A 26,316-nucleotide genomic window follows, 5' to 3' on the forward strand; every position below is an offset into this window, starting at 1 on the left:
TCATTGTCCGGCGGGCCCGAACCGCCTATATCGCGCGCCATGTCTTCCGTACGCCCCTGGCGCGACATCATGCGCCGCGAAAGCCGCCAGATCATGGTCGGCAATGTGCCCGTCGGCGGCGATGCCCCGATCACGGTCCAGACGATGACCAACACCCCGACATCGGACGCGGCGGCAACGATCGACCAGATCCGCCGGTGCGAAGATGCCGGGGCGGACCTGCTCCGCGTTTCCTGCCCGGACGAGGAAAGCACCGCCGCGTTCCGCGCCATCGCCCGCGCGGCGCGGGTGCCGCTGATCGCGGATATCCATTTCCACTACAAACGCGCGCTGGAAGCAGCCGATGCGGGCGCGGCGTGCCTGCGGATCAATCCCGGCAATATCGGCAGCAGCGACCGCGTGGCCGAAGTGGTGCGCGCGGCCAAGGCCAACGGCTGCGCCATCCGGATCGGCGTCAACGCGGGCAGCCTGGAAAAGGACCTGCTGGAAAAGTACGGCGAACCCTGCCCCGAAGCGCTGGTCGAAAGCGCGCTCGACCATATCAAGCTGCTGCAGGATCACGATTTTCACGAATACAAGGTGGCGGTGAAAGCCAGCGACGTGTTTCTGGCCGTGGCCGCCTATCAGGGGCTGGCCGATGCGGTCGATTGCCCGCTCCACCTCGGCATCACCGAAGCGGGCGGCCTGATCGGCGGCACGGTGAAAAGCTCCATCGGCATCGGCAATCTGCTGTGGGCCGGCATCGGCGACACGATCCGTGTTTCGCTCTCGGCCGAACCGGAAGAAGAAGTGCGCGTCGGCTTCGAGATCCTCAAAAGCCTAGGGCTCAGGACGCGCGGCGTGCGCGTCGTCTCCTGCCCGTCCTGCGCGCGGCAGGGTTTCGATGTGATCCGCACCGTGGCCGCGCTCGAAGAACGGCTGCAGCATATCAAGACCCCGCTTTCGCTCTCCGTCCTCGGCTGTGTGGTCAATGGGCCGGGCGAGGCGCGGGAAACCGATATCGGCATCACCGGCGGCGGCAACGGCAAGCACATGGTCTATCTCTCGGGCGTGACCGATCATCACGTGGAAAGCGAAGCCATGCTCGATCACATCGTCGCGCTGGTGGAAGCGAAAGCCGCCGAAATCGAAGCGCAGAGCGCGGGCGAACTGGCGGCGGCAGGCGCGGCATAAGCCGTGCCCGCACGCCACGGCCTGCCCCCGCTGCACCTTCTGCTCGCCATCGCCGTCATGGTGGTGTGGGGCACCAATTTCGTGGTCATCAAGCTGGCGCTGGCGCATCTGCCGCCCCTGACTTTCGCATTGCTGCGGTTCGTCTTCGTCTTTTTCCCGCTGGCTTTCTTCCTGCCCCGCCCGAATGCCTCGTGGCGCAATCTCGCGGTTTATGGGGTGCTGATCGGCGCGGGCCAGTTCGGCATCATGTTCACCGCCCTGCGCACGGAGATCACCCCCGGCCTCGCTTCGCTGGTGGTGCAGGTGCAGGTGTTCTTCACCATCGGCCTGGCGATGTGGATGACAGGCGAAAAGGTCGCGCGCTATCAGATCGTGGCGCTGCTGTTGGCCACATCGGGCCTCGCCACTATCGCGCTCCATACCGATGGCAGCGCGACACCGCTGGGTCTGGGGCTGGTGCTTCTCGCCGCGATGAGCTGGGCGGGAGGGAATATGGCCGCACGGCAGGCCGCGCCCGCCAACATGCTGTCCTATGTCGTCTGGTCAGCGCTGTTCGCCATTCCGCCGCTGGCGCTGTTCGCGCTGATTCTCGAAGGGCCGGAGGCGATGCTCCGCGGAATCAGGGCCGCGGACGGGTGGACCTGGGGCGCCGTCGCCTGGCAATCGGTCGGCAACACGATGTTCGGCTATGTCGCATGGGGCTGGCTGCTCAATCGCCATCCGGCGGCAGCGGTCGCGCCGATGGCGCTGCTCGTGCCGGTTTTCGGAATGGGCGCCTCCGCCCTGTTCCTGAACGAGCCGCTTCAGCCTTGGAAGCTGACTGCTTTTGCGCTGGTCATGGCCGGGCTGACGCTGGGCATGTTGTGGCCGCGCGTCCGGGCGCGGCTCATGCCCGGCACTCTCCCGTCAAGTCCATCTTAACCATGCCGGTTCACCCAAAATCCGCCTCGCCATGTCTATGATCCCCTCATGCTGACTCGTTATCTCCCATATCGTTGGCGCACTCGCCTGGCGATACGCCGCCACAACCGCGCCATCCGCGCGATTCTGGACACGCCGCCGATCGTTCCGGCCGACGATGGGCTGGTGCTGTTTTCGATGATCGGCACGGCGGTGCTCCGCCCCTATCTGGTGGCGGTCAAATCGCTGTGGCGCCAGTTGCAGCGCGGACGGGTGGTGATCCTCGATGACGGAACGCTGACCGCCGACGACAAGGCCGTGCTGGCGCACCATTGCGGCAATCCCGAAATCATCCCCATCGCCTCCGTGCGGACAGGCGAATTTCCGCAGGGCGGGACCTGGGAACGGCTGCTGACCATTCTCGATCGCCGCACCAGCGAATACTGGCTGCAACTGGACAGCGACACGGTGACTCTAGGGCCCATCCCCGAAGTGGAGCAGGCGATTGCGGCCAATCGCAGTTTCACCCTGCTGGGCGGTTCCGATGCCGAAATCGGGGCGCTGCCTCTCGCCGATATCGCCGCGCGCCTCTATCCGCAGGGCCCGCAGGACGATGGGCACATCCAGACCCGCGTCGAATCCCGCATGGGCCTGATGCAGGGCAATCCGGGCTGGCGCTATATCCGTGGCTGCTCCGGCTTTGCCGGGTTCGCCGCCGGCAATGCGGGCCGCAGCCTGGCGGGCGCGTTTCTGGCCGAACTGAAACGGCAGATCGGCGAACAGGGCGCGACCATCTGGGGCACCGAACAGATCACCTCCAGCTTCCTTGTCGCCAACGAACCCGCGCCGGTGCTGTTGCCGTCCGCGCGGTATCTCAATTACTGGGGCGCCCCCTGGAATGGCGACGCGGGCTTCGTCCATTTCGTCGGCACGCATCGCTATGACCACGGGTGCTACGCCGAGCAGAGCCGCGCCCTGATCGCAGCCCTCCAGACGGATCGCACGCGGGCCGAAACGTGAGCTGTTAAGCCCGCAAAGGCTGGAAATTCGGGCCATTCGCCTCTATATATAAGAGACTAGAGGCGGATCATGACCGGACGGATGGACAGGCGGAATTTTCTCGGATCGGCGTCGCTCGCCGTGGCGGGCGCAGCGCTCCCCACGCGCGTGTTCGCGCAGGCTTCACCCGCCAGCGCGCGCGACCGGGCGATCCTCGCCATCGCCAGGCGCGAGATCGATCGGGCGGGAAGCGTGCTCTGGCGCAGGGATATTGCCGCCGTCGCCGATTTCGGCGTCGCATCCGGCTTGCCCCGATTTCATTTCGCCAATCTGGAAAACGGCACCGTGCGCAGTTTCCTGGTCACGCATGGCAAAGGCTCGGACCCGGCCCATACCGGTTATCTGGAATCTTTCTCCAACGTCCCGGGCTCCAACGCCACCAGCCGCGGCGCTTTCATCACCTGGGAATGGTACACCGGCCGTTATGGCACCTCGATCCGCCTCGGCGGGCTCGATCCCGACAATTCCAATGCGCTGGAACGCGCCATTGTGATGCATTCGGCCGCCTATGCGACGCCGGAACACGTCGCCCGGTGGGGCAAGCTCGGCCGGTCCGACGGGTGTTTCGCCATGGGGCCGGGCGATTTCAACGAAGCCTTGTGGCATCTTTCGGGCGGCCGCCTGCTTTACGCCGACAGGCTCGGGCTGGTCTGATCCCGCCTTATCTGGCGCTTGCGCCCATCAGGTTGACACAGTTGACACGGTTCTGACGCCTCCGCCCCGCAGGAGCACGCGCCAACGGAAACGGGCGGCGTGATCCGTCATCACACCGCCCGCCTGGGAAGCCTTGACCGGCCGGATCAGGTCTGGAGATCGTCGACGATTTCGACCACCTTTTCGCTGCTCTTGCGCGGACGGTTGGCCACGCGCGGCTTTTCGAAGCTGGTCAGAACCGGCGCATCGCGGCTGTAGAGGTCGGCAAAGGTCGACAGCTTGCCGTTGATGTCCTGCGCCATGGTGAAATAGGTGATGTACACCGGCACGTGCTTGGTCATCGGCACGCGGGTGTATTCCTTCGACTTGGAAATCGCGACCGCCTGTTCCGCCGACGCGCCGCCGCCGATGATGGCCATCGTCATCGCCATTTCCAGCGCCCGCTCGGTCCGGATGCACCCATGGCTGAGCGCGCGGCTTGCCTGATTGAACAGATTGCGGTTGGGCGTGTCATGCAGGAAGATCGCGTGCGGATTGGGCATGTCGAGCTTGACCAGACCCAGCGAATTGTTGGGCCCGGGCTGCTGCACCACGGAAACGTACCCGTTCGCCCCCCGCGTCACCTTGTAGCCTTGCGCGCGGGCGGAACCCGGATTGGCGAGCAGACGCGCGCCCAGCCCTTCGCCTTTCACGATGCTCTGCGGCACGGTCCAGGTCGGGTTGAAAATCACCCCTTCGACTGTTTCCGCCAGTTGCGGGGTCGCCGTTTTGCCCGGCTTGCCCACGATCGTGCGATAAGTGCGGATGATCTTGTCGTTCACCGTCAGCCGGAGCTGCATTTCGGGCACGTTGGTGATGAGGTACTGCGAGCCGAGATCGCGCGAGAGCCAGCGCCAACGGTCCATATTGGCGCGGATCAGCGCACGCTTCCTGGTTTCGGCCTTGGGCGTGGCGGCCAATTCCTGCTTCAGGCGGGCGTAATCCGGGTGAGCGGGTGCGAGGCTGGCCAGCACCCCGGCCACATCGTTCGTGTCCAGCGCCCTGGTCATCAGCGCCGCCGTCGGCATGTCATCCGCATCGGAATCGACCACGAACCACTGCACCCGCGCGCTCATCGGCGTGCGGCCGTCGCGCAGATCCTCCACCAGCCAGGCGAAGCTGGTGCTTGCCGCCTGATCGAGCGCGGGGCCCTTCCCCCCGGCAATCGCATCGCGCAGCACCTGCGGCTTGTAATCGGCGGGAATAAGCCCTTCCTGGCCGATCGTCTCGATCGCGGCGAGCAGCGCCTTGGCAGCGGCAACATTCCATTCCTGCACCACCGGTTGCACCGGGATCGCCGGCGCGGCGGCCGTTGCCGGGCCTGTGGCAGGCGCCGGGGCGGTGGGCGGCGCATCCTTCGCCGGCTTGGGCGCGATGGCCGGGGGCAGAATATTTTGCGGAGCAGGAGCCGATTGCGCAGCCACGGTGAGAGGTATTGCCAGCAGGGTAAGCCCGCCAAGCAGAGTGAACCGCTTAGTTATCATCATCCTAAAATAGCCCCAGTTCCCGCAAGGTTTGGCCCGGAACTCGCGAAACCCGCGCACGTTCCGGATATCGGCGGCATAAATGCCTGTTTCACGCTGTTTCATCAAGCATTGCGGATGACTCCATCGTGAATGAAATTCCGGTGCCATGGCGAAGGGCGCCAGCGCATCGCCGGGGATGACGCCGGGGCCCTGCCGTGCTTAACCGTTCGCATGTCCGCGACCCGCCTGTATCCACCCGTTCTCATCGCGGCTGTGGGTATTGCGCTGTTTTCGCTGATGGATGCGTTGATGAAACACGCTTCCATCATGATCGGGGCTTACAGCGCGCTGCTGATTCGCTCGCTGATCGGCACGCTGATCCTCCTGCCTTTCTACCGCGCGCGGCAGAGCGAATGGCCGCGGGGGGAACGGCTGCGCATCCATATCCTGCGCGGCGCGGTGAGTTGCGGCATGGCCTTCCTGTTCTTCCATGCACTGACTCTGCTGCCGATTGCCGAAGCGATTGCGCTGTCGTTCATCGCGCCGCTGATCGCGCTCTATCTCGCGGCGGCCACGCTGGGGGAACGAATCGGCCGCAAGGCGATCATCGCTTCGCTGCTCGGCCTGATCGGCGTGGCCGCGATCACCGTGGGGCGGCTCCATGGCGACGTCACCGGCTGGCAATCGGTGGAAGGGATCGTCTCAGTGCTGGTGTCCGCGCTGCTCTATGCATGGAATCTGGTGTTGCAGCGGCGAATCGCGCAGATCGCGCCGCCGGCCGAAGTGGCGCTGTCGCAGCACGCCATGGCTGCGCTCCTGCTGATGCTGGCGGCCCCATGGCTGCTGCATCTGCCGGGCTGGGGCGAACTGGGCATACTGGCGCTGGCCGCCGTGCTGGCCACTATCTCGCTGATGCTGCTCGCTTCGGCCTATGGCCGGGCGGAAACGCATATCCTGGTGCCGATGGAATACAGCGGCTTCCTGTGGGCCGCCTTGTTCGGCTGGCTGTTCTTCGCGGAAAAGCTCACCCTGCCCACCTTGCTGGGTGGTGTGTTGATCGTGATCGGCTGCCTGATCGCGGCGCCCGGCCGCGAACCGGAACAGGTTGCCGTTTAAGGCGCGCTTTCCTCCGCCGCCGGAGTAGCCTGCTGCGCCGGCGCATGCGCGAACGCAATGGCTGCACCGAAGCATCCGATGACCGCCAAAATCGCCGCCGTAATGCCCGCACGCAAGGCGCGCGGCGAACCCGAGCGTGCTTCTGTCGTGGTTTCCATGGGTCCGATCACCTCCCTCATTCCCGGAACGGCCCGCTCCTTTCCTAGCGCAACTGCGCGATTACGCCAAGGTTCGATGCTCTTGCACCCTTGATTTTCTGAAGCAGAACGCCCAAGCGCCTCGGCATCCAGGCTCACCTACAGTGTCCTTCGCGGCGGGGCGGGCCCACTTGTACATTCGAGGAAGGCAACGACACTTATGACCCAGGTCGGTAAGGATACGCTCGGCACCCGCAGCACGATGAACGTGGGCGGCAAGGAATACGCCTATTATTCGCTCGCCAAGGCGGCGGAAAAGATCGGTGACGTTTCGCGCCTGCCCTTCTCGATGAAAGTGCTGCTCGAAAACCTGCTGCGCTTCGAAGACGGCGGCTTCACCGTTTCGACGGGCGATATCCAGGCGATTGCCGACTGGCAGAAGAACCCCTCCACCGGCGATGAAATCCAGTACCGCCCGGCCCGCGTGCTGCTGCAGGACTTCACCGGCGTGCCTTGCGTGGTCGATCTGGCCGCGATGCGCGATGCGATTGCCAAGCTCGGCGGCGACACCAGCAAGATCAACCCGCAGGTTCCCGTGAACCTCGTCATCGACCACTCGGTGATGGTGGACGAATTCGGCCACCCCAAGGCGTTCGAACAGAACGTGGAAATCGAATACCAGCGCAATGCGGAACGCTATGACTTCCTCAAGTGGGGTTCCAAGTCGCTGAACAACTTCTACGCCGTGCCCCCGGGCACCGGCATCTGCCACCAGGTGAATCTCGAAAACATCGCTCAGGCGGTGTGGAGCAGCACCGACCAGAACGGCCAGACCGTCGCCTATCCCGACACCTGCGTCGGCACTGACAGTCACACCACCATGATCAACGGCCTCGGCGTGCTGGGCTGGGGCGTGGGCGGCATCGAAGCCGAAGCGGCGATGCTCGGCCAGCCCGTTTCCATGCTGATCCCCGAAGTCGTCGGCTTCAAGCTGACCGGCGAACTGAAGGAAGGCGTCACCGCCACCGATCTGGTGCTGACCTGCACCCAGATGCTGCGCGCGCACGGCGTCGTTGGCCGCTTCGTCGAATACTTCGGCCCGGGCCTCGCTTCGCTGTCGCTGGCCGACCGTGCCACGCTCGCCAACATGGCGCCGGAATACGGCGCGACCTGCGGCTTCTTCGGCATCGACGACAAGACGCTCGATTATCTGCGCCTCACCGGCCGTGAGGAAGACCAGATCGCGCTGGTCGAAGCCTATGCCAAGGAACAGGGCTTCTGGATCGATCCCGCGATCGACCCGGTGTTCTCGTCCACGCTCGAACTCGATCTCGCCACCGTGGTCCCCTCGCTCGCCGGCCCCAAGCGCCCGCAGGACAAGGTCGTGCTCACCCAGGTGGACGACGTGTTCAACCAGGATCTGGGCGAGGTTTACAAGAAGACCAACGCCCGCGTGCCCGTGGCCGGCAAGGATCACGACATCGGCGATGGCGACGTGGTGATCGCCGCGATCACTTCGTGCACCAACACCTCCAATCCGGGCGTGCTGGTCGCCGCCGGGCTCGTCGCCAAGAAGGCAGACGAACTGGGCCTCAAGCCGAAGCCCTGGGTCAAGACCTCGCTCGCGCCGGGTTCGCAGGTCGTCACCGACTACCTCGAAAAGGCCGGTCTGCAGACGCACCTCGACAATATCGGCTTCAATCTCGTCGGTTACGGCTGCACTACCTGCATCGGCAACTCCGGCCCGCTGGCCGAACCGATCAGCAAGGCGATCAACGAAAACAACATCGTCGCCGCCTCGGTGATTTCGGGCAACCGCAATTTCGAAGGCCGCGTCAGCCCCGACGTGCGCGCCAACTTCCTCGCTTCGCCGCCGCTGGTCGTCGCTTACGCGCTCAAAGGCACGGTGACGGAAGACTTCACCACCACCCCGATCGGCCAGGGCAAGGACGGGCAGGACGTCTATCTCAAGGACATCTGGCCGACCAATCAGGAAATCGCCAGCGTGATGTCGGGTGCGCTCGACCGGGCGATGTTCCAGGCCCGCTATGCCGACGTCTACAAGGGCGACAAGCACTGGCAGGCGATCAACGTCACCGGTTCGGAAACCTATTCGTGGCGCGCCGGTTCGACCTACATCGCCAACCCGCCCTATTTCGAAGGCCTCGAAATGACCCCGGCCCCGGTCGGCGATATCATCGACGCCAAGCCGCTCGCCATCCTCGGCGATTCGATCACCACCGACCACATCAGCCCCGCCGGTTCGATCAAGGCGGACAGCCCGGCCGGCAAGTGGCTGATGGAACACCAGGTCGCCAAGGAAGACTTCAATTCCTACGGTTCGCGCCGTGGCCACCACGAAGTGATGATGCGCGGCACCTTCGCCAACATCCGCATCAAGAACGAAATGGTCCCCGGCATCGAAGGCGGCATGAGCCGCTTCGGCGACGAAGTCATGCCGATCTACGATGTGGCGATGGCGCACAAGGCCAGCGGCACGCCGATGGTCGTCGTCGCGGGCAAGGAATACGGCACCGGTTCCAGCCGTGACTGGGCGGCCAAGGGCACCAATCTGCTGGGCGTCCGCGCCGTGATCGTCGAAAGCTTCGAACGCATCCACCGTTCGAACCTCGTCGGCATGGGCGTGCTGCCGCTGCAGTTCAAGGACGGCGAAACCCGCGAAACGCTCGGCCTGACGGGTGACGACAGCTTCACCATCACCGGCGTTGCTTCGCTCCAGCCGCGTCAGGACGTGACGGTGGAAGTGACCCGCAAGGACGGTTCGAAGTTCACGTTCACCGCCTTGTGCCGCATCGATACCGCCAACGAAGTCGAATACTTCATGAACGGCGGCATCCTGCAGTACGTGCTGCGCAAGCTCGCCGCCTGAGGCTGAACACCTGAACGAATGGGGGGCGCTCCGGCAGGCCGGGGCGCCCCTGTTCACAACCAATTCAGGGCCGGACGCACAGCCTCATCCCTTGGTTTCAGGGGAGTTATCGATGCGCAAGGCCCACCTTTTCCTCGCTCCGCTCGCTCTCGCCGCGGCCATACCGGCTTTCGCCCAGACGGCTGCGCCCGCCCGGTCGACGCAGAATCCCCAGATCGATTATACCGCGTTCGCCGCATTGGTCAGCGAACTGGGCCCCGTGCGCGAAGCGCGCCGCCTGCCGTGGGCGGAATTTGCCCGGGCGGCCCGCAGCGGTAATGCGCTGCTGCTCGATGCCCGATCCGCCGATGCTTTCGCCCGCGGCCATCTGAAAGGCGCGGTCAACCTGCCGTTCACCGATTTCACCGCCGAAGCGCTGCGCGCGGTGGTGGGCGACGATCCGGCCCGGCCGATCTACATCTACTGTAACAACAATTTCAGCGACCACCGCCCGCCGGTGCCGCTGAAAAGCGCCCCGCTCGCGCTCAACATCCCCACGTTCATCAATCTCCACGGCTATGGCTATCGCAATGTGTGGGAACTGGCCGATGTCATCGGTTCGGCGGACGCCGATGTCGCGTGGGAAAGCGCCGGTGCCAACTGATGCAGCCCTGCCCCGGGCCGGTTGGCCGAAAAAGGCATGCATGGCGCCGCCCGCCCGAATAGGCTGGCCGCGTAAAGGAAATGCGGCAAGGGTTGCCCCCTTCGCCGCCACGGCGGGCAGCCGCGTATGAGGGAGTAGCCGATCTGCGGGCTTTCTGGGAAATCATCTGGATGCTGGGCGGCGGCCTTCTCATGACCATGGCGACCGTAGGGGCAACGATCGCGGGCCTGTGCGCGCTGACGATCGCGCTCGGCACGTTCTGGCTGCGGCGGCGCAAACGCTGACGCCTGCGGACGCGAACCACCGCACCCCCATCGCTGATCGCGCAAAGCCCCCGCTTTCCGGCATTGGCAAAGCATCCGGCGCCCGATCCCGTGTATGCGAAAGGCGCTTGTATCGTTTACCGATACCTCCCCCGCTCAGCCTGAGCCTGTCGAAGGCCACGCGCCGAACGTGTGACTGGGCGCTTTTCAAAGCGGGAGACGCTGGTGCGTGCAGCCCCTTCGGCTGACTGTTTGCCCCAACCGCTCAGGCCGAACGGCGGCGTATTTGCAACCGCCATGCAAAAAGGGCGACCCCACGGCCGCCCTCCCCTGTTGCCCCATTGGCCCGTTCAGATCGCCTGCCTGCGCCGCCAACCCCTGCGCCCGATCAGTGCCGCCACGGCCGTGCCGAACAGCAGCAGCATCGGCGGGGCCGGCACTTCCGTGCCCGACGAAGTCGAAGTCGTGGTGGTCGTCGCGCCATTGGATGTCGAACTGGTCGTGCTGGTGGTGCTCGTCGTGCTGGTCGTCACATTGCCGGACGTGGTCGTGGTGCTGGTGGTGTTATTGCCCGAAGTGCTGGTGGTCGTGGTGTTGTTGCCCGAAGTCGTGGTCGTCGTGCTGGTGGTGTTGTTACCCGACGTGGTGGTGGAGACATTGCCGGACGTCGTCGTGGTCGTCGTCGTCGTGCCGCCGCCATTCGAGCTGGAGCTGGAGGAACTGCTCGAACTGGAGGAAGACGAACTGCTGCTGGAGCTGCTGCTGCCCGAACTGCTAGTGGTGCCGTCGCTGCTGCTGCCACCCGTGGTCGTGGTGCTGACGATGTGGATGCTGCCGCTGCTGGACCCGCCGCCCCCGATGAAACCGCCGAAGAAGCCGCCGCCGAAACCGCCCCAGCCGCCGGACCCACCCATAATGACCGGATCACCGCCCCCGGCCCCGCCGGAGATCGGCTGCGCGGGCAATGGCGGTAGATAGGGAACCGGCGTCAGTGCCAGGGCATAGCAGGTCTTGCCATCGGGGCCGATCTGCTGGCCGGGGCCGCATTCCAGCGGCCGTTCGATCACGCGGCGAATCCGCTTCACCTGCTTGGGCGCGGGTTTCTTCTGCTTGACCAGACGCACGCGCTTGTCCTGCTTGATCGACTTGTAGCTGACATTCGCCGCCTGCGGTTCGGCCACATGCACCGCACCGCCGACAAGCAGCGTACCGCCCGCTGCTGCCGCCGCTAGTTTTGCAAGTGCGATCCTGACCGACATGCGCTTCGTACCTTCCCCAAAGGCTTGCTATGCCAGCTGAAGTCCAGACCGGCCGAGTTTCCAGTCACCACCGGCGCAGACGTATGAGGGAGCCGTCTCCACCGGTGGTGATTCCATCGCGCCGGGATGCCACGTTTTGCGGCGTCCGTGCGGGCTGAAAGCGAGCTGTCCCGATTTGGAACCGATTGAGGGAGAATGGTAAACGCGCATCGGGGCCCACGCCCGCATGGGGCGAATGGCGGGCGGCGCTAGTCGAACAGCCCCGACTGATCGCCCACCGGCGGGGCCAGCCCCAGATGCTTCCAGCCGCGATCGTTCAGCATCCGTCCGCGCGCGGTGCGGGCGACGAGGCCGAGCTGGATCAGATAGGGTTCGACCACTTCCTCCACCGTGTCGCGCGGTTCGGCGAGGCCCGCCGCCAGCGTTTCCACCCCCACCGGGCCGCCCTTGTAGATATCCGCGATCATCGTGAGATAGCGCCGGTCCATCGCATCGAGGCCAAGCGAATCGACTTCCAGCCGGGTCAGTGCTTCGTCGGCGATCCGCGCCGTCACCACATCGCTGCCCGCGACATGGGCGAAATCGCGCACCCGGCGCAGCAGGCGCCCCGCGACACGCGGCGTGCCGCGCGCGCGGCGGGCGATTTCCTGCGCCCCGCCCGGATCGATGCCCATCCCCAGCAGCCGCGCCCCGCGCGTGACCACGCTTTCCAGCTCGGGCACGGTATAGAAATTGAGCCGGACGGGAATGCCGAACCGGTCGCGCAGCGGCGTGGTCAGCAGCCCCTGCCGGGTGGTCGCCCCGACCAGCGTGAACGGCGGCAGATCGATCCGCACCGAACGGGCCGAGGGCCCTTCCCCGATAATGAGATCGAGCGCACGGTCCTCCATCGCCGGATAGAGCACTTCCTCCACCACCGGATTGAGCCGGTGAATTTCGTCGATGAACAGCACGTCATGCGGTTCGAGATTGGTCAGCAGCGCCGCCAGATCGCCCGCCTTGGCGATCACCGGGCCGCTGGTGGCGCGAAAGCCGACGCCCAGTTCCTTGGCCACGATCTGCGCCAGCGTGGTCTTGCCGAGGCCCGGCGGGCCGAAAAACAGCACATGATCCATTGCTTCCCCGCGCGAACGGGCGCTCTCGATAAACACGCGCAGATTGTCCCGCGCGGCCGCCTGTCCGACGAATTCGGTCAGCGACTTGGGCCGCAGGGCGGCGTCCTGATCCTCGATCTGGCGGTGCGCGGAAAGGATGGGGTTGTCGGTCATTCTCCAATCCCCAATGCATTGGGATAGATGGATGCTGAAACAAGTTCAGCATGACGGATAGCAGCAACCATCACCCCGCCGCCCTCTTCAACGCCACGCGCACGAGGTCGTTCAGCCCCGCGTCCTCGCCCAGTTCGCCCTGCGCGTGAGCGACGGCGGAGGCCGCCACGGCCGGTTTGAACCCAAGGTTTTCGAGCGCGGAGACGGCATCGGCGCTGGCGGAGCCGGCCTGATGGATCACCATGCCGCCCATGGCAGCGCCGCCAAGCGCGCCGCCGCCGGGCATGCCGCCCGCCTTTTCCTTCAATTCGTTGACGATCCGGCCCGCCAGTTTCGGCCCCACGCCGTTGGCCCGCGCCACCATCGCCGCATCGCCCGCCGCGCAGGCCGCGCGCAGTTCATCGGCCGACAGCGCAGAGAGGATCGCCAGTGCGACTTTGCTGCCCACGCCCTGCACCAGAGTCAGCAGGCGGAACCAGTCCCGTTCCGCACTGGTGGCGAAGCCGAGCAAACGCATGTCGTTTTCCGACACCTGCAGATCGGTGAACACCGTCACCCCTTCGCCCACATTGCCGAGCGCCGAGAGCGTGCGCGCCGAGCAATGGACGAGATAGCCCACCCCCTGCACGTCGATAATCGCCCAGTCGGTTCCGGTTTCGTCCAGCAGGCCCTTGAGCTTGGCAATCATGGGAAGCGCCTCATGGTCATGTTCTGTTCCTGCCCCAGTAGCGGGCATTTTACCAGAGGGCTTGGCGCGAAATCCCCGCCGCCGTGGCCACCGCCCCGCCACCCCATGCGGTTTGGGCGTGGACATACGGCGATTTTCCGACAATAGCGCCGCCATGAGCGTGAACACATTCGGCCGCGTCCTTCGCTTTACGACCTGGGGAGAAAGCCATGGCCCCGCCCTGGGCGCCGTGGTGGACGGCTGCCCGCCAGGCCTCGCCATCGACGAGAGCCTGATCCAGCCCTTCCTCGATGCGCGCCGTCCCGGCCAGTCGCGCTTCACCACACAGCGGCAGGAACCCGATCAGGTTCGCATTCTGTCGGGCACGTTCGAAGGCCGAACCACCGGCACGCCGATCAGCCTGATGATCGAGAATGTCGATCAGCGGTCCAAGGATTATTCCGAAGTGGCCAAGGCCTATCGCCCCGGCCATGCGGACTATGCCTATGACGCCAAGTACGGCTTGCGCGATTATCGCGGCGGCGGGCGCAGCAGCGCGCGCGAAACCGCCGCGCGCGTGGCCGCAGGCGGCGTCGCCCGCCTGATCGTGCCCGAAGTGCGGATCGTGGCCTACGTCAGTGAAATCGGCGGCGATGCGATCGACCGCGCCGCGATCGATTTCGCCGAAATCGGCAAAAACCCGTTCTTTTGCCCCGATCCGGCGGCGGCGGCGCGGTGGGAAGTGCTGGTCGATGCCGCGCGCAAGGCCGGTTCCTCATTGGGCGCGGTGGTGGAATGCGTGGCAACGGGCGTTCCCGCAGGCTGGGGGGCCCCGCTCTATGGCAAGCTCGACGCCGATCTCGCCGCCGCGATGATGGGGATCAACGCGGTGAAAGGCGTGGAAATCGGTGACGGATTCGACGCCGCGCGGCTGACCGGCGAACAGAACGCCGACCGGATGCGCCCCGGCGCGGACGGCAAGCCGCAGTTCCTCGACAATCATGCCGGCGGCATCGCGGGCGGCATTTCCACCGGGCAGCCCGTCACGGTGCGGGTGGCCTTCAAGCCGACCAGTTCGATCCTGACGCCGGTGGAAACGATCACCCGCGATGGCGAGGCATCGGAAATCTTCACCCGGGGCCGCCACGATCCCTGCGTCGGCATTCGCGGCGTGCCGGTGGTCGAAGCGATGATGGCGCTGGTGCTGGCCGATCACAAGCTGCTCCACCGCGCGCAGTGCGGGTGACACGCCTCTAACGGAAGATACCTAGTCATTCCCGCGCAGGCGGGAATGACGAGTATGGGCGCATTAACGCCCCCTATCGCCACGATAGCGTATCGATCATTCGATACAGGCTTTCCCGGCCGCCTGCGCCTTTGCGCACGCGCATTGATTTATCGCAAAAATCGATCTTTCTCGACTGATTGATTTACTCAATCAAACTTATCGGCATTTACCGCTTGGGTTTGGAGGCCGCAGGGCCTATTTGGGGCACACCGAATTTCAATCCAAAAACGACGGAGCACACGATGGGTATTATCGGAACCGAGATCAAGCCGTTCAACGCGACGGCCTTCCAGGAAGGCAAGGGTTTCTTCGACGTCAACGAAGGCGACGTGAAGGGCAAGTGGGCCGTTTTCTTCTTCTACCCCGCCGATTTCACGTTCGTCTGCCCGACCGAACTGGAAGACATGGCCGACCAGTACAGCGAACTCCAGGGCATGGATGTGGAAGTCTATGCCGTGTCGACCGACACGCATTTCAGCCACAAGGCCTGGCACGACAGCAGCCCGGCGATCAGCAAGATCAAGTTCCCGATGCTCGGCGATCAGCTTCACACGATCTCGAACAACTTCGGCGTGCTGCGTGAATCGATGGGCCTGTCCGACCGCGCGACGTTCGTGGTCGATCCCGACGGCGTGATCCAGGTCATGGAAATCACCTGCGAAGGCGTTGGCCGCAACGCGTCGGAATTGGTCCGCAAGATCAAGGCCGCCCAGTATGTCCGCGCGCACCCCGGCCAGGTCTGCCCGGCGAAGTGGGAAGAAGGTTCCGAAACCCTCGCCCCGTCGCTGGATCTCGTCGGCAAGATCTGATCCCCGGATCACCTGCCCAACTGCCCGCCCCGCGCGGGCAGTCTCGGCGGCCCGGGGCTACCACATCCCTCAGCCCCGGGCCGTTTTGCGTCCGCCATCCGTAACAATTCAGGAAAGATGTCATGCTCGACGCCAATTTGAAGCAACAGCTCCAGCAATATCTCGGCATGCTGCGCGAGCCGATCGAGCTCGTCGCCTCGCTGGGCGACGATCCGAAATCGGCCGAAACGCGCGAGCTGCTCACCACGATCGCCGGTCTTTCCGACAAGGTGACCGCCAGCTTCGACGGCAACGATGCCCGCAAGCCGAGCTTCGCCATCCGCCGCGCCAGCAATCATGCCGCGTCGGTGACGTTCGCCGGGCTGCCGCTCGGCCATGAATTCACCTCGCTGGTGCTCGCGCTGCTGTGGGCAGGCGGCCACCCGCCCAAGGTGGAACAGGACGTGATCGATCAGGTCCGCGCGCTGGATGGCGACTACGCGTTCGAAATGTATTTCTCGCTGTCGTGCCACAACTGCCCCGACGTGGTGCAGGCGCTGACGCTGATGGCGCTGGTCAACCCGCGCATTTCCGCAACGCTGATCGAAGGCGGCGCATTCAAGGACGAAGTGGAGGAACGCAAGGTCATGGCGGTGCCCGCCGTATTCCTGAACGGCGAACCCTTCGCCAACGGGCGCATGGAAATCGCTGAGATCATCGCCAAGCTGGACAGCAACGCCGGTGCCCGCGCGGCCGAAAAGATCGCCGGCAAGGACCCGTTCGAAGTGCTCGTGGTCGGCGGCGGCCCCGCCGGGGCGGCAGCGGCGATCTACACCGCGCGCAAGGGCTTCCGCACCGGAGTCGCGGCCGAACGCTTCGGCGGACAGGTGCTCGACACCATGGGCATCGAGAATTTCATCTCGGTCCCCTATACCGAAGGGCCGAAGCTGGCCGCCCAGCTGGAACAGCATGTCGGTGAATACGATATCGACGTGATGAACCTGCAACTGGCCGAAAAGCTGATCCCGGCGAAGCAGCCTGGCGGCCTGCACGAAGTGGTGCTGGCCAACGGCGCCTCGCTCAAGGCCCGTTCGCTGGTGCTGACGACCGGCGCGCGCTGGCGCAATCTGGGCGTGCCGGGCGAATTCGAATACCGCACCCGCGGCGTCGCCTACTGCCCCCACTGCGATGGCCCGCTGTTCAAGGGCAAGCGCGTAGCGGTGATCGGCGGCGGCAATTCCGGCGTGGAAGCGGCGATCGATCTCGCCAATATCGTCGGCCATGTCACGCTGATCGAATTCGATCCGCAACTGCGCGCCGACCAGGTGCTGCAGGACAAGCTCCGCTCGATGGCCAATGTGGACATCATCGTGTCCGCACAGACCACCGAAGTGCTTGGCGATGGCGAACAGGTCACCGGCCTTGCCTACAAGGATCGCGATAGCGGCGCGGAGCACGCGCTCGAACTGGAAGGCGTGTTCGTCCAGATCGGCCTCGTGCCCAACACCGAATGGCTGAAGGATTCCGGGTTGGACCTGACCCCACGCGGCGAAATCGTGATCGACGATCGCGCGGCGACCTCGATCCCCGGCATTTTCGCCGCGGGCGATGTCACCACCGTGCCCTACAAGCAGATCGTGATCGCGATGGGCGAAGGGGCCAAGGCGGCGCTGTCGGCCTTCGACTACATCATCCGCACCCAGCCCGCGGACGAAATCGCCCAAGCCGCCTGATTGCGGCGGGCATGCGGGCGGTGAGGCGCTTCGGAGGTTGCTCCGGATTGCTTCACCGCCTGCGGCTTCTCTACGCGCCCGCTCAGCCTGAGCCCGCCGAAGGCCGCGCGCCACGGCTGGCCGAACCTGACTGTGAGCACCAGTGGCAACCATATCAAATCCGCAAAGCTTGCTGACGGATTGAGCATATGTCGGCCCACAGTCTTGGACAGGCCTAGGCTGAGAAGCGGCTGCTTCATCTTACATGCCACGCCACCCCGCCCCGATAGGAAAGCGTTCCAGACGCTTCCAGCGCTTGATCCTCATCCAAAATGTCATAGAAAACGGCAATGTCCAAACTGCGCCTTCATAGAATTCTGATCGCGCTGGCGGTTGCGCTCCTCTTGGGGGCAGGCCCGGGAAGCCCGCTTTGCAATGCCAGCATGGCAAGAACGACGGAGGCGATGGCCATGGCTGGCTGCGACCAGTCCATGCCGATGAAAAAGTTCGACCCGGCATCGCATCCCCCCTGCACTTCAGCCTGCATCGGCCTCGATCACGAAGCCCCCACGCTGGCCCGCCAGATTGTGGCGCCAGCGGCCTTGGTACGGCTGCTGGTCAAGCCATTGAAGGGTGTCTTGCCCGACCCTGAAATCGAACCTCCTCGAAGCGAGCGCGCCTAATTGCACGTTTAATTTTTCAAAGGAGTTTCAAATGAAGAAAATCGTCCTCGGGCTGGTAATCGCGCTGGCCGCGCCGCTTGCCGCCCATGCGGCAGAACCGGCCCACAAGAGCTGCTGTGAAAGCATGAAGGATGGCTGCTGCTGTTGTGACAAGACTGGCGAAAACCACGCCGAACACAAGGATATGCAGCACTAAGTAACGAGCCGGGAGACGCTCTGGCGTCTCCCGGCTTTCGTACTGCCAGGCACCACGGCTGTCACGAAGGCCAATCCGGCCTGGCCGCGCTCCTCAGCGCCGCCGCCTGAGCACCAGATAGAGCGCGCCCTCGCCCCCATGGCGGCGGTGGGCGGTGCGGATGGCGGCGATGTCGGAGGCGTGGGAACCGGCGGCCAGCCAGTCGAGGATCTTGGCCCGGATTGCGCCGCGCCGTTCACCGCGGTCCGCCGCCGCCATGCCGCGCGGTTTGCCTGTCACCACCAGCACCACCCGCGCGCCCATCGCTTTGGCCTGCATCAACCCGTGATCGAGCCGGGTGTAGGCCATTTCGAGCGAAGCCCCATGCAGATCGAGCGTGAAATCGGGGGCGGCCGTGCCCCGCGCCAGCTTGCGGTCCCAGCCGGTATCGAGGCCCTGCCGGTCCAGCGGCACGGGCGCCGGAGCAGGCCGCGCCATGGCTTTCGGCGGGGGAACGGCGCGCCCTTTGGCCGCTTTCGGGGCTGGCGGCGCTTTCGCGGCCTTTTCCTGCACTGGGCGGGCGGGTTGCGGCGGACTTGCCGATGGCGCGGGGCGGCGCTTGCCCGGCAGCGGTTCAACCGTTGCGGCCAGTCTTTCCCATAAGGCGGCTTCTTCTGCTGTCAGCCCGCGCGGCGCTTTCATTTCGCGCCGATACGGGCGAGCACTCCGCGTGGCAAGAAGATCAGCGCCTGTCCGCGCCCGCTCATCCCCCCGGCGATGCGCCGGGCGTCTTCACCCGCGCCCCAGAACGTGTCGAACCGGTTGGCCCCCTTGATCGCACCGCCGGTATCCTGCGCGACCCACAGGCCGTTCGCTTCCGCGCGGTCGAGCTTGAGCCACACCGGCGCGCCCAGCGGCACGAAAGCCGGATCGGCGGCGACGGAGGCCCGGCGGCGCACCGGCACGCTGAGCGCGCCGAGCGGCCCGTCGCCTTCCAGAATGCGGAAGAAGACCCAACTCTTGTTTTCGCGCATCAGCGCGCGGCCCTGTTCCGGATTGTCCCGCAGATAGGCCATGATCCCCTGCATCGATCCCGGATATTGCCCGGGGCCACTGCCGATCAGGCCCCGTTCGCGCATCAGCGAACCGACGCCGGCATATTCGCGGCCGTTCTGCCCGGCATAGCCGATGCGGATCACATTGCCATCGGGCAGGCGCAACCGGCCCGAGCCCTGAATCTGGAGGAAGAAGAATTCGACGGGATCTTTTGCCCAGGCGATTTCCAGCCCCTTGCCCGCCAGCACGCCGTTCTCGATCTCGGCCCGTTCGAAATAGGGCACGAATCTGCCGCTGGCATCATAGCGGCCGAGCGGTTGCCTGCCGGTCCGCTCCGTCTGCGGCATGTCGTCATACCAGCCGCGCACCAGATCGGGCGGCATGGCATAGACCGGCACATTGTAACCGGCCGAGGGCACGCGCGAACCGGCGATCTCCGGTTCGTAATAGCCGGTGGCATACGCGTTGCCGTCACCGATCTGGGCGGTTTCGAAATGGGTGGCGAAGAAAGAGGCCGCGTTGCCCCGGCCCCATGTGCTGGCGGCGGAGCAGGCCTGCCGCCAGTCTTCCCTGCGCGTCAATCCGCTGGCATCGTTGCGGGAGAGGAGGCGCGGGCAGCTTTCGACGAACGAGGCGAGCGCCTGCCCTGCCCCCGCCTGCGTCAGCCCGAGCGAACCGATCGCCGGGCCGCGCCGGACGCCGCTGGTCAGCGCGCTGCCGGTAACGGGCTGTGTCGGCTGCGGCGGGGTAACGGAAGGACGCGGCGCACCGCCGCCCTCGGGAACCAGCCTGACGCAGGCACCGAGCAACGAAAGCGCGAAAACGGCGCTAAGGCCGCGTGCCGCCCCCCTCACCGCCACGAGTTCAGGCCTCGTCGGTTTCTTCGAGCAACCAGTCCGGGCCAGCCGCATCGACCGACCGGGCGAATGTCCAGATATCGCGGCTTTCCACCGCATCGTCGAGCGAACCGGCAATCACCGTGCCATCCTTGTCGCGCGTGACGGCGGCAATATCGGCGGTGAAACCGACTGCGATTCGCGCCGTGCGCCCATCGAGCGAAGCCGACTGCACCGTGACTTCCTCGACCCGGACGAGGCGATTGTCGAGCACTTCGCCCGCCGCTTCGCGGGCATCGATGGCCGCGGCGAAACTGTCATAGACATCGGGCGTGCACAGCAGCCGCAATTCGTCCTTGTCCCCGCGCCAGAAGGCTTCGAGAATCGCCTGATAGGCGCCGCGCGCGCCGCCGAGGAAAGCCTGCAGATCGAAAGACCGGTCCGCCGCAGCAATCGCGCGAAGCCCCTGTTCCACGGGGCCCGCCACACCGGCCAATTCCACCGGGCGGTGCGGGGCCGACATGGGCCGCGCGGGCGGCAGATTGCGCCCGCCGCTTTCGCGTTCGGGCTGGTCGAAGCGGGTCGGAATCACTTCCTCCTCATGCTCCGCCCGGCGCCCCAGCACCGAATAGAGGCGCAGCCCCAGAAAGGCCGCGATCATGGCGAGGATGACGATTTCTACAACCACGAGATTCCCGATCGTACTTTGAAGCGGGGGCGCAGCCGCCCCACGTGTTTCCATAGAGTGCCTTAAATAGGTGCGGATTTCAAATGAACAACCGATTGACGGCCGGAATCGCATGAAACGTCGCCCGCAAACCACAGCTCGTCGGCCCACCGCTGGCGAAATGCGGTTTACCCCCTGCCCCGCACTTTCACCGCCGTTGCGGCCCGGCGCACGGAATGCTACGCGCCCCAGCCGAGAGAGTTGGCGGTACATCCGCCGCCGCAACCAGAAGAAAGTTTCGATCATGGCCGAAGAAGGCGACGTCCTCACCGATCTCAATTCCGCTCCCAATGGCGCCGACAACGAACCGGCGGCCGGGCTTATCGCGCAATATGTGAAGGATCTTTCGGTCGAGAACCCGAACGCCCCGGAATCGCTCCAGTGGCAGGATCAGCCGCAGCTCGATGTGCAGTTCAACATCGGCTCGCAGCAGGTCAACGAAGAAATCCACGAAGTCGAACTGAAGATTTCGGTGTCGAGCAAGACCGAACGCGGCACCGCGTTCCTGGTCGAACTGTCCTATTGCGGGCTGGTCGGCATGCGCAATCTGCCGGACGAGCAGATTCACGCATTCATCTATGCCGAAGCGCCGCGCATGCTGTTCCCCTTCGCCCGCCGCGTGATCGCCGATGCCGTGCGCGATGCCGGCTATCCGCCGCTGATGCTCGATCCGATCGATTTCAACGGTCTCTATATCCAGCAGCTCCAGCAGCGGTTCGAGGAAGAACAGGCCGCTGGTGATTCGCCCGCAGGCCAGGCCTGAGCCTGCCGTCATCCGGCGGGCATATGATGCGCGCAGAGGGAAAGGCCTGACGTGAGCCTCGTCAGGAATGTCGGCACGATCGGCGGACTGACCGCCATCAGCCGTGTCTTCGGCTTCGTCCGGGACATGCTGATGGCGCGTGTCCTCGGCGCGGGCCTCGCGGCCGATGCGTTCCAGCTCGCTTTCATTCTGCCCAACACGTTCCGCCGGCTGTTTGCCGAAGGGGCCTTTTCGGTCGCTTTCGTGCCGATGTATTCGCGCGCCCTCCATGGCGAAGGCGGCGAGGATGCCGCGCGCAAGTTCGCCGACGATGTGCTGGCAGTGTTCGTCTGGGTCCTGCTCGCCTTCTCGGCCATCGCGATGATCGCCATGCCGCTGATCGTCTGGCTGCTGGCCGCCGATTTCGCCGAAGTGCCGGGCAAATTCGAACTGTCGGTGCTGCTCAGCCGGATCACGTTCCCCTATCTGATGCTGATCAGCCTGGTGGCGATGCTGTCGGGCCTGCTCAACGCTCGGTCCCATTTCGGGCCCGGCGCGTTTGCCCCGGTCCTGCTCAACATCGTGCTGATCACCGGCATCATCGTCGGCTGGTTCCTGCGCGGCGAAGGCGGCGACGACCGGATCGTCGCCATCGCTCTCGCCTGTTCGGTGACTGTCGCCGGGATTGCCCAACTGCTCTATCTGTGGTGGTCCGCGCGGCACACCGGGGTGCGCCTGCACATCCACGTGCCGCGCCTGACGCCCGAAGTGAAGAAGCTCGGCATGCTGATCCTGCCCGCCACGTTCGGCGCGGGCATTTATCAGATCAGCCAGTTCGTCGACACGTTCTTCGCCACGTCGCTGCCTCAGGGTTCGCTCACGTTGCTCAAATATGCCGACCGGTTGAACCAGATGCCGCTGGGCATCGTCGGCATTGCGCTGGGCACCGCGATCCTGCCGATGCTGGCGCGCCATATCCAGACCGACAACAGCGCCGAGGCGCAGCGGCTGCAGACCAACGCGGTGTCGATGGCGCTGCTGCTGACGCTGCCCGCCGCCACCGCGCTTGCCATCTGCGCGCCCGCGTTCGTCACCGCGTTCTTCGTCGGCGGCAAGATGACGCTCGCCGATGGCGCGCTGATGGCGCAGATCGTCTGCGCGCTGGTGGCGGGGCTGCCGGCCTATGTGCTGGTCAAAGTGCTGCAACCGGCGTTCTTCAGCCGGGAGGATACCCGCACCCCGGTGTGGATCGCCGCGTTCTCGCTGCTGGTGAACATCGCGATCAATTTCTACGTCGTGCCGCGATACGGCATTGTCGGCCTTGCCGCCGCCACCGCTTTCACCGCCACGCTCAACGTGCTGCTGCTCTATTCCGTGCTTCACGCGCGCGGCTGGTATCATGCGACGCCCCGCCTCGCCGGGATGGTGGCCCGCCAGTTGATCGCAACCGCCGTGATGGGCGCCGCGCTCTATTTCCTGATGCCGCTGCTTGCCGGTCATTACGGCGGCAACGTCTTCGAACGGGCATGGTCGCTCTGCGCGCTGGTCGGGCTCGGGCTGGTGACATTCTTCGGCACGGCATGGCTGACCGGCGCGCTCGATCGCGATCTGATCGCCCAGCTCCGCCGCCGCCGCGTGGCGAAGCCTGCCGCCGCGGAACCCGGCCCGGATGCGGGCAAGGCCGAGTAAGGCTTTCAAGCGGCGCGAATTGTGATATGCGCGCCTTCCATGCAACGCCGTTTCCCCTTTCCCAGCCTGCACGACCGGGCCGCGCGCGCGGCCGTCGGCGCGGCTTGGCGATGGCGTGCCGCATCGCGCCTCCCGCGCTGAGCGCGCGTGCCCGGTGCCCCGGCCATAGGGGCACGCCCAACCCCGTTTTCTGACATCAGCAAACCATGAAAGTCCCAGCCATGCGTATCGTTTCCGGCATCCAGCCCACAGGCAATCTCCATCTCGGCAATTACCTGGGCGCGATCCGCAACTGGGTGCAGATGCAGGATGCGATGGCCGAAGGCAGCCAGTGCCTGTTCTTCCTGGCCGATCTGCACGCGATTTCGATGCCGCATGTCCCGGCGCAACTGCACGCGGCCACGCTGGAAATGGCCGCCGCGCTGGTCGCTTGCGGGATCGATCCGGAACGCTCGATCCTGTTCAACCAGGCGCAGGTCCCCGCCCATGCCGAACTGCAATGGCTGCTGAACGGCACCGCCCGCATGGGCTGGCTGAGCCGGATGACCCAGTTCAAGGACAAATCGGGCAAGAACCGCGAGGGGGCTTCGGTCGCGCTGTTCACTTATCCCGTGCTGCAGGCCGCCGACGTGCTGCTGTATCAGGCCACGCACGTGCCCGTGGGCGAAGACCAGAAGCAGCATCTCGAACTGGCGCGCGATGTGGCGCAGAAGTTCAACAACGATTTCTGCGCCGAAGATGCGCCGGTCTTCACGCTGCCCGAACCGATCATCCCGCCCGAAGCGGCGCGGATCATGTCGCTGCGCGACGGGACCGCGAAAATGAGCAAGTCCGACCCCTCGGACATGGCCCGCATCAATCTGACCGACGATGCCGACACCATCATGCAGAAAGTGCGCAAGGCCCGGACCGATCCCGAACCGCTGCCGTCCGAATTGGCCGGGCTGGAAGGGCGCCCGGAAGCGGCCAATCTGGTGGGCATTTATGCCGTGATGGCAGGCACCGGCAGGGAAGCGGTGCTGCGCGATTTCGGCGGCCAGGGCTTCGGCGCGTTCAAGCCCGCGCTGGGCGAATTGCTGGTCGCCAAGCTGGCCCCGATCAACCAGCGCTTCACCGAACTGAAAGCCGATCGTGAAGCGCTCGACGCGATTCTCGCCCGCGGGGCGCTGCGGGCGCATGAAATCGCCCGTCCGACGCTGAATGCGGCCTACAAGGCGCTGGGTCTGGTACGGGGGCGCTGACCCCCGCACAGGAACCAATCCCGAAATGGGTCATTCAACGGCCATTCACTCGCAAAGCGATAAACTGATGCTATGCATCGACGAATTGCGCTTTCGGGTGCACGTCAGAGCCGGGACGATTCCCGGTTGATGGAGAGACCAAAATGAAGAACGGTAAAACCGGGTCGGGTCGGCTGTTGAAAATGAGTGCGGCGGGGCTGTTGCTGCTGGCCGTCACCGCGTGCGCGACGCCGTTCAAGGCGGACGTGTCCCGCTTCCAGTCGCAATTGCCCGCACCGCAAGGCCAGACTTTCGCCGTAATCGCCGACGACCCCGCGCTCGCGGGCGGCCTCGAATTCGCCCAATACGCGCGTCTGGTCGAAAATCAGATGGCCAAGCTCGGCTATCAGCCGGCTTCGCCCGCAAAGGCCACGATGCTGGTCCGGTTCGACTATGGCGTTGACCGCGGGCGCGAACGGGTCCGCTCCACCGGGATCGGGCGCGATCCGTTCTATTCGCCGTGGTACGGCTATCGCCCTTACTGGGGCGGCTGGGGCTATCGCCCCTACTATAGCGGCGCGTGGAGCTATGGCTGGAACGATCCGTGGTTCGATCGCGGGGTGGAAAGCTACACCGTCTATACCAGCGATATCGAACTGAAGATCGACCGGGCCCAGGATGGCGCGCGGCTGTTCGAAGGTCGGGCGGAAGCGGTGTCGACCTCCAACCGCCTGCAATATCTGGTCCCCAATCTGGTGGAAGCGATGTTCACCGATTTCCCCGGCCACTCGGGCGATACGGTGCGCATCACGATCAAGCCGGAAGACCAGCCGGCACGGCGTTCGCCCAGCAACTAGAGCGCTGCGCCTATCCGTTTCGCGAAAGGCGGGCCTTGCAAGGGCCCGCCTTTTTCGTTGGCGTTCATACATCGCCGATCTTTTGGGCAGACGGTTTCCTCCGCGCCGGAATCGCTCTACAGGCCCGCGCATGACGGCACACAAACCCGGCGATCCGACCACGCTCAACCGCCTTTACGGCCGCGCCAAGGGCAAGGCGCTACGCTCCGGCCAGCAGGCGCTGGTCGACACGCTGTTGCCACAGATCGCCGTGCCGGAAGAAGGCCCGGTCACGGCAGAGCGCCTGTTCGGACAAGATTGCCCGCTGCATTTCGAAATCGGCTTCGGCGGCGGGGAACATATGGCCATGCGCGCCGATATGCTGCCCGATCACGGCTTCATCGGGTGCGAACCGTTTCTCAACGGGGTGGCCCAGGCGTTGACTCACGTCAGCGGCGACAACGGCGCGCATCCGCCGGTCGGCAATGTCCGCATCCACCATGGCGATGCGTTGGAAGTGCTGCGCCGCGTGCCCGATGGCGCGCTGTCCTTTCTCTATCTGCTGCATCCCGATCCCTGGCCCAAGGCGCGCCATGCCAAGCGCCGGATGATGAACGACGGCCCGGTGGACATGTTCGGGGCCAAGCTGCGCCCCGGCGGCGAATTCCGCTTCGGCACCGATCATCCGGTCTATCTGCGCCACGCGCTGATGATTATGCGCCGCCATACCGACCAGTTCGAATGGCTGGTGGAAGGCCCGCAAAGCTGGCAGACGCGCCCCGGCGGCTGGCCCGAAACCCGCTACGAGGCGAAAGCGCGGCGGCTGGGCCATGAAGTGTGGTATTTCCGCTTCCGGCGGCGCTGAGAGCACAGGAGGGCAAGGGCCGTGGCGATGCCGAATCGCGTCCGGCGTGGCGACGGGCCGTTCCGTCGAACCACCGTTTGCAGAGACCTCATCCGTTCGGCCCTAAAGTTCCGCTTCTGCCCCCTTTCTAAATTCTCCCTTCCTTAAGCCCGCGCCCCACGGCAA

Annotated in this window: 26 protein-coding genes; 18 read left to right on the forward strand and 8 right to left on the reverse strand. The window is 65.2% G+C overall.

Annotated elements, in window-relative coordinates; translation table 11 throughout:
• The first annotated feature begins 39 nt into the window (after window positions 1–39).
• The 4 genes from ispG to K5X80_RS16580 all read left to right on the forward strand — a co-directional run bounded on the left by ispG (window position 40) and on the right by K5X80_RS16580 (window position 3,786).
• Window positions 40–1,173, forward strand: a complete 1,134-nt coding sequence (ispG, locus tag K5X80_RS16565; RefSeq protein ID WP_222558798.1) for a flavodoxin-dependent (E)-4-hydroxy-3-methylbut-2-enyl-diphosphate synthase — start codon at window positions 40–42, stop codon at window positions 1,171–1,173.
• A 3-nt stretch (window positions 1,174–1,176) separates the two neighbouring features.
• Window positions 1,177–2,094 carry an EamA family transporter gene (locus K5X80_RS16570; RefSeq protein ID WP_261390575.1) on the forward strand — a complete coding sequence of 306 codons (918 nt, stop codon included), beginning with the start codon at window positions 1,177–1,179 and terminating at the stop codon, window positions 2,092–2,094.
• A 48-nt stretch (window positions 2,095–2,142) separates the two neighbouring features.
• Complete coding sequence (locus K5X80_RS16575; protein WP_222558799.1) at window positions 2,143–3,093, forward strand: hypothetical protein; 951 nt, start codon at window positions 2,143–2,145, stop codon at window positions 3,091–3,093.
• Window positions 3,094–3,162: 69 nt separating this feature from the next.
• Complete coding sequence (locus K5X80_RS16580) at window positions 3,163–3,786, forward strand: murein L,D-transpeptidase catalytic domain-containing protein (protein ID WP_222558800.1); 624 nt, start codon at window positions 3,163–3,165, stop codon at window positions 3,784–3,786.
• Between the two features lie 146 nt (window positions 3,787–3,932).
• Here K5X80_RS16580 and K5X80_RS16585 read toward each other — a convergent pair whose 3' ends face one another.
• Window positions 3,933–5,312 carry a L,D-transpeptidase family protein gene (locus K5X80_RS16585; protein ID WP_222558801.1) on the reverse strand — a complete coding sequence of 460 codons (1,380 nt, stop codon included), beginning with the start codon at window positions 5,310–5,312 and terminating at the stop codon, window positions 3,933–3,935.
• Window positions 5,313–5,522: 210 nt separating this feature from the next.
• Here K5X80_RS16585 and K5X80_RS16590 point away from each other — a divergent pair, with 210 nt between their 5' ends.
• Window positions 5,523–6,407 carry a DMT family transporter gene (locus tag K5X80_RS16590; protein WP_222558802.1) on the forward strand — a complete coding sequence of 295 codons (885 nt, stop codon included), beginning with the start codon at window positions 5,523–5,525 and terminating at the stop codon, window positions 6,405–6,407.
• Here K5X80_RS16590 and K5X80_RS16595 read toward each other — a convergent pair.
• A complete protein-coding gene (locus tag K5X80_RS16595; protein WP_222558803.1) occupies window positions 6,404–6,565 on the reverse strand; it encodes a hypothetical protein in 162 nt (53 codons plus the stop codon). The genes K5X80_RS16590 and K5X80_RS16595 overlap by 4 nt on opposite strands.
• A 199-nt stretch (window positions 6,566–6,764) precedes the next feature.
• Between K5X80_RS16595 and acnA the strand changes: the two genes are divergently transcribed.
• The 3 genes from acnA to K5X80_RS16610 all read left to right on the forward strand — a co-directional run bounded on the left by acnA (window position 6,765) and on the right by K5X80_RS16610 (window position 10,361).
• Window positions 6,765–9,434: an aconitate hydratase AcnA gene (gene acnA, locus K5X80_RS16600; protein ID WP_222558804.1), complete on the forward strand. Its 2,670-nt coding sequence runs from the start codon at window positions 6,765–6,767 to the stop codon at window positions 9,432–9,434.
• 112 nt (window positions 9,435–9,546) lie between these two features.
• The gene (locus tag K5X80_RS16605) at window positions 9,547–10,077 is read left to right on the forward strand and encodes a rhodanese-like domain-containing protein (RefSeq protein WP_222558805.1); all 531 of its coding nucleotides are present in this window, start codon (window positions 9,547–9,549) and stop codon (window positions 10,075–10,077) included.
• An 80-nt stretch (window positions 10,078–10,157) separates the two neighbouring features.
• Complete coding sequence (locus tag K5X80_RS16610; protein WP_222558806.1) at window positions 10,158–10,361, forward strand: hypothetical protein; 204 nt, start codon at window positions 10,158–10,160, stop codon at window positions 10,359–10,361.
• A gap of 329 nt (window positions 10,362–10,690) precedes the next feature.
• On the opposite strand, the gene K5X80_RS16615 is transcribed toward K5X80_RS16610, so the two are convergent.
• From K5X80_RS16615 to ruvA, 3 genes are all read right to left on the reverse strand, one after another.
• Window positions 10,691–11,599, reverse strand: a complete 909-nt coding sequence (locus K5X80_RS16615) for a hypothetical protein (RefSeq protein WP_222558807.1) — start codon at window positions 11,597–11,599, stop codon at window positions 10,691–10,693.
• A gap of 248 nt (window positions 11,600–11,847) precedes the next feature.
• Window positions 11,848–12,867 carry a Holliday junction branch migration DNA helicase RuvB gene (gene ruvB / locus K5X80_RS16620; protein ID WP_222558808.1) on the reverse strand — a complete coding sequence of 340 codons (1,020 nt, stop codon included), beginning with the start codon at window positions 12,865–12,867 and terminating at the stop codon, window positions 11,848–11,850.
• A gap of 70 nt (window positions 12,868–12,937) precedes the next feature.
• Window positions 12,938–13,555 carry a Holliday junction branch migration protein RuvA gene (gene ruvA / locus K5X80_RS16625; protein ID WP_222558809.1) on the reverse strand — a complete coding sequence of 206 codons (618 nt, stop codon included), beginning with the start codon at window positions 13,553–13,555 and terminating at the stop codon, window positions 12,938–12,940.
• Between the two features lie 154 nt (window positions 13,556–13,709).
• Here ruvA and aroC point away from each other — a divergent pair, with 154 nt between their 5' ends.
• The 5 genes from aroC (at window position 13,710) to K5X80_RS16650 (ending at window position 18,201) form a co-directional block, all read left to right on the forward strand.
• On the forward strand, window positions 13,710–14,780 hold the full coding sequence (gene aroC, locus K5X80_RS16630; RefSeq protein WP_222558810.1) for a chorismate synthase: 1,071 nt from the start codon (window positions 13,710–13,712) through the stop codon (window positions 14,778–14,780).
• 284 nt (window positions 14,781–15,064) lie between these two features.
• Window positions 15,065–15,631, forward strand: a complete 567-nt coding sequence (ahpC, locus tag K5X80_RS16635; RefSeq protein WP_222558811.1) for an alkyl hydroperoxide reductase subunit C — start codon at window positions 15,065–15,067, stop codon at window positions 15,629–15,631.
• Window positions 15,632–15,753: 122 nt separating this feature from the next.
• Window positions 15,754–17,343: an alkyl hydroperoxide reductase subunit F gene (gene ahpF, locus K5X80_RS16640; protein WP_222558812.1), complete on the forward strand. Its 1,590-nt coding sequence runs from the start codon at window positions 15,754–15,756 to the stop codon at window positions 17,341–17,343.
• A gap of 329 nt (window positions 17,344–17,672) precedes the next feature.
• Entirely contained in the window at window positions 17,673–18,005 is a 333-nt protein-coding gene (locus tag K5X80_RS16645; RefSeq protein WP_222558813.1) for a hypothetical protein, read from the forward strand.
• Between the two features lie 31 nt (window positions 18,006–18,036).
• Entirely contained in the window at window positions 18,037–18,201 is a 165-nt protein-coding gene (locus K5X80_RS16650) for a hypothetical protein (protein ID WP_222558814.1), read from the forward strand.
• Between the two features lie 93 nt (window positions 18,202–18,294).
• Here the strand turns inward: K5X80_RS16650 and K5X80_RS16655 are convergent, their stop codons facing one another.
• From K5X80_RS16655 to K5X80_RS16665, 3 genes are read right to left on the reverse strand one after another with little or no spacing between them, the layout of a single operon-like run.
• Complete coding sequence (locus tag K5X80_RS16655; protein WP_222558815.1) at window positions 18,295–18,882, reverse strand: Smr/MutS family protein; 588 nt, start codon at window positions 18,880–18,882, stop codon at window positions 18,295–18,297.
• A complete protein-coding gene (gene mltA, locus K5X80_RS16660; RefSeq protein WP_222558816.1) occupies window positions 18,879–20,090 on the reverse strand; it encodes a murein transglycosylase A in 1,212 nt (403 codons plus the stop codon). The genes K5X80_RS16655 and mltA overlap by 4 nt, the downstream gene beginning before the upstream one ends.
• 10 nt (window positions 20,091–20,100) lie before the next feature.
• Window positions 20,101–20,760, reverse strand: coding sequence for a Tim44/TimA family putative adaptor protein (locus K5X80_RS16665; protein WP_222558817.1), 660 nt, complete (start codon window positions 20,758–20,760; stop codon window positions 20,101–20,103).
• 283 nt (window positions 20,761–21,043) lie between these two features.
• Between K5X80_RS16665 and secB the strand changes: the two genes are divergently transcribed.
• From secB to trmB, 5 genes are all read left to right on the forward strand, one after another.
• Window positions 21,044–21,562, forward strand: a complete 519-nt coding sequence (secB, locus tag K5X80_RS16670) for a protein-export chaperone SecB (RefSeq protein WP_222558818.1) — start codon at window positions 21,044–21,046, stop codon at window positions 21,560–21,562.
• 51 nt (window positions 21,563–21,613) lie between these two features.
• A complete protein-coding gene (gene murJ, locus K5X80_RS16675) occupies window positions 21,614–23,230 on the forward strand; it encodes a murein biosynthesis integral membrane protein MurJ (protein ID WP_222558819.1) in 1,617 nt (538 codons plus the stop codon).
• 221 nt (window positions 23,231–23,451) lie between these two features.
• The gene (trpS, locus tag K5X80_RS16680; protein ID WP_261390576.1) at window positions 23,452–24,471 is read left to right on the forward strand and encodes a tryptophan--tRNA ligase; all 1,020 of its coding nucleotides are present in this window, start codon (window positions 23,452–23,454) and stop codon (window positions 24,469–24,471) included.
• A gap of 143 nt (window positions 24,472–24,614) precedes the next feature.
• The gene (locus tag K5X80_RS16685; RefSeq protein ID WP_222558821.1) at window positions 24,615–25,307 is read left to right on the forward strand and encodes a DUF4136 domain-containing protein; all 693 of its coding nucleotides are present in this window, start codon (window positions 24,615–24,617) and stop codon (window positions 25,305–25,307) included.
• 130 nt (window positions 25,308–25,437) lie between these two features.
• Window positions 25,438–26,151, forward strand: coding sequence for a tRNA (guanine(46)-N(7))-methyltransferase TrmB (trmB, locus tag K5X80_RS16690; RefSeq protein ID WP_222558822.1), 714 nt, complete (start codon window positions 25,438–25,440; stop codon window positions 26,149–26,151).
• The last annotated feature ends 165 nt before the right edge of the window (window positions 26,152–26,316 follow it).

Source organism: Caenibius sp. WL (genome assembly GCF_019803445.1).
Taxonomy (GTDB): domain Bacteria; phylum Pseudomonadota; class Alphaproteobacteria; order Sphingomonadales; family Sphingomonadaceae; genus Caenibius.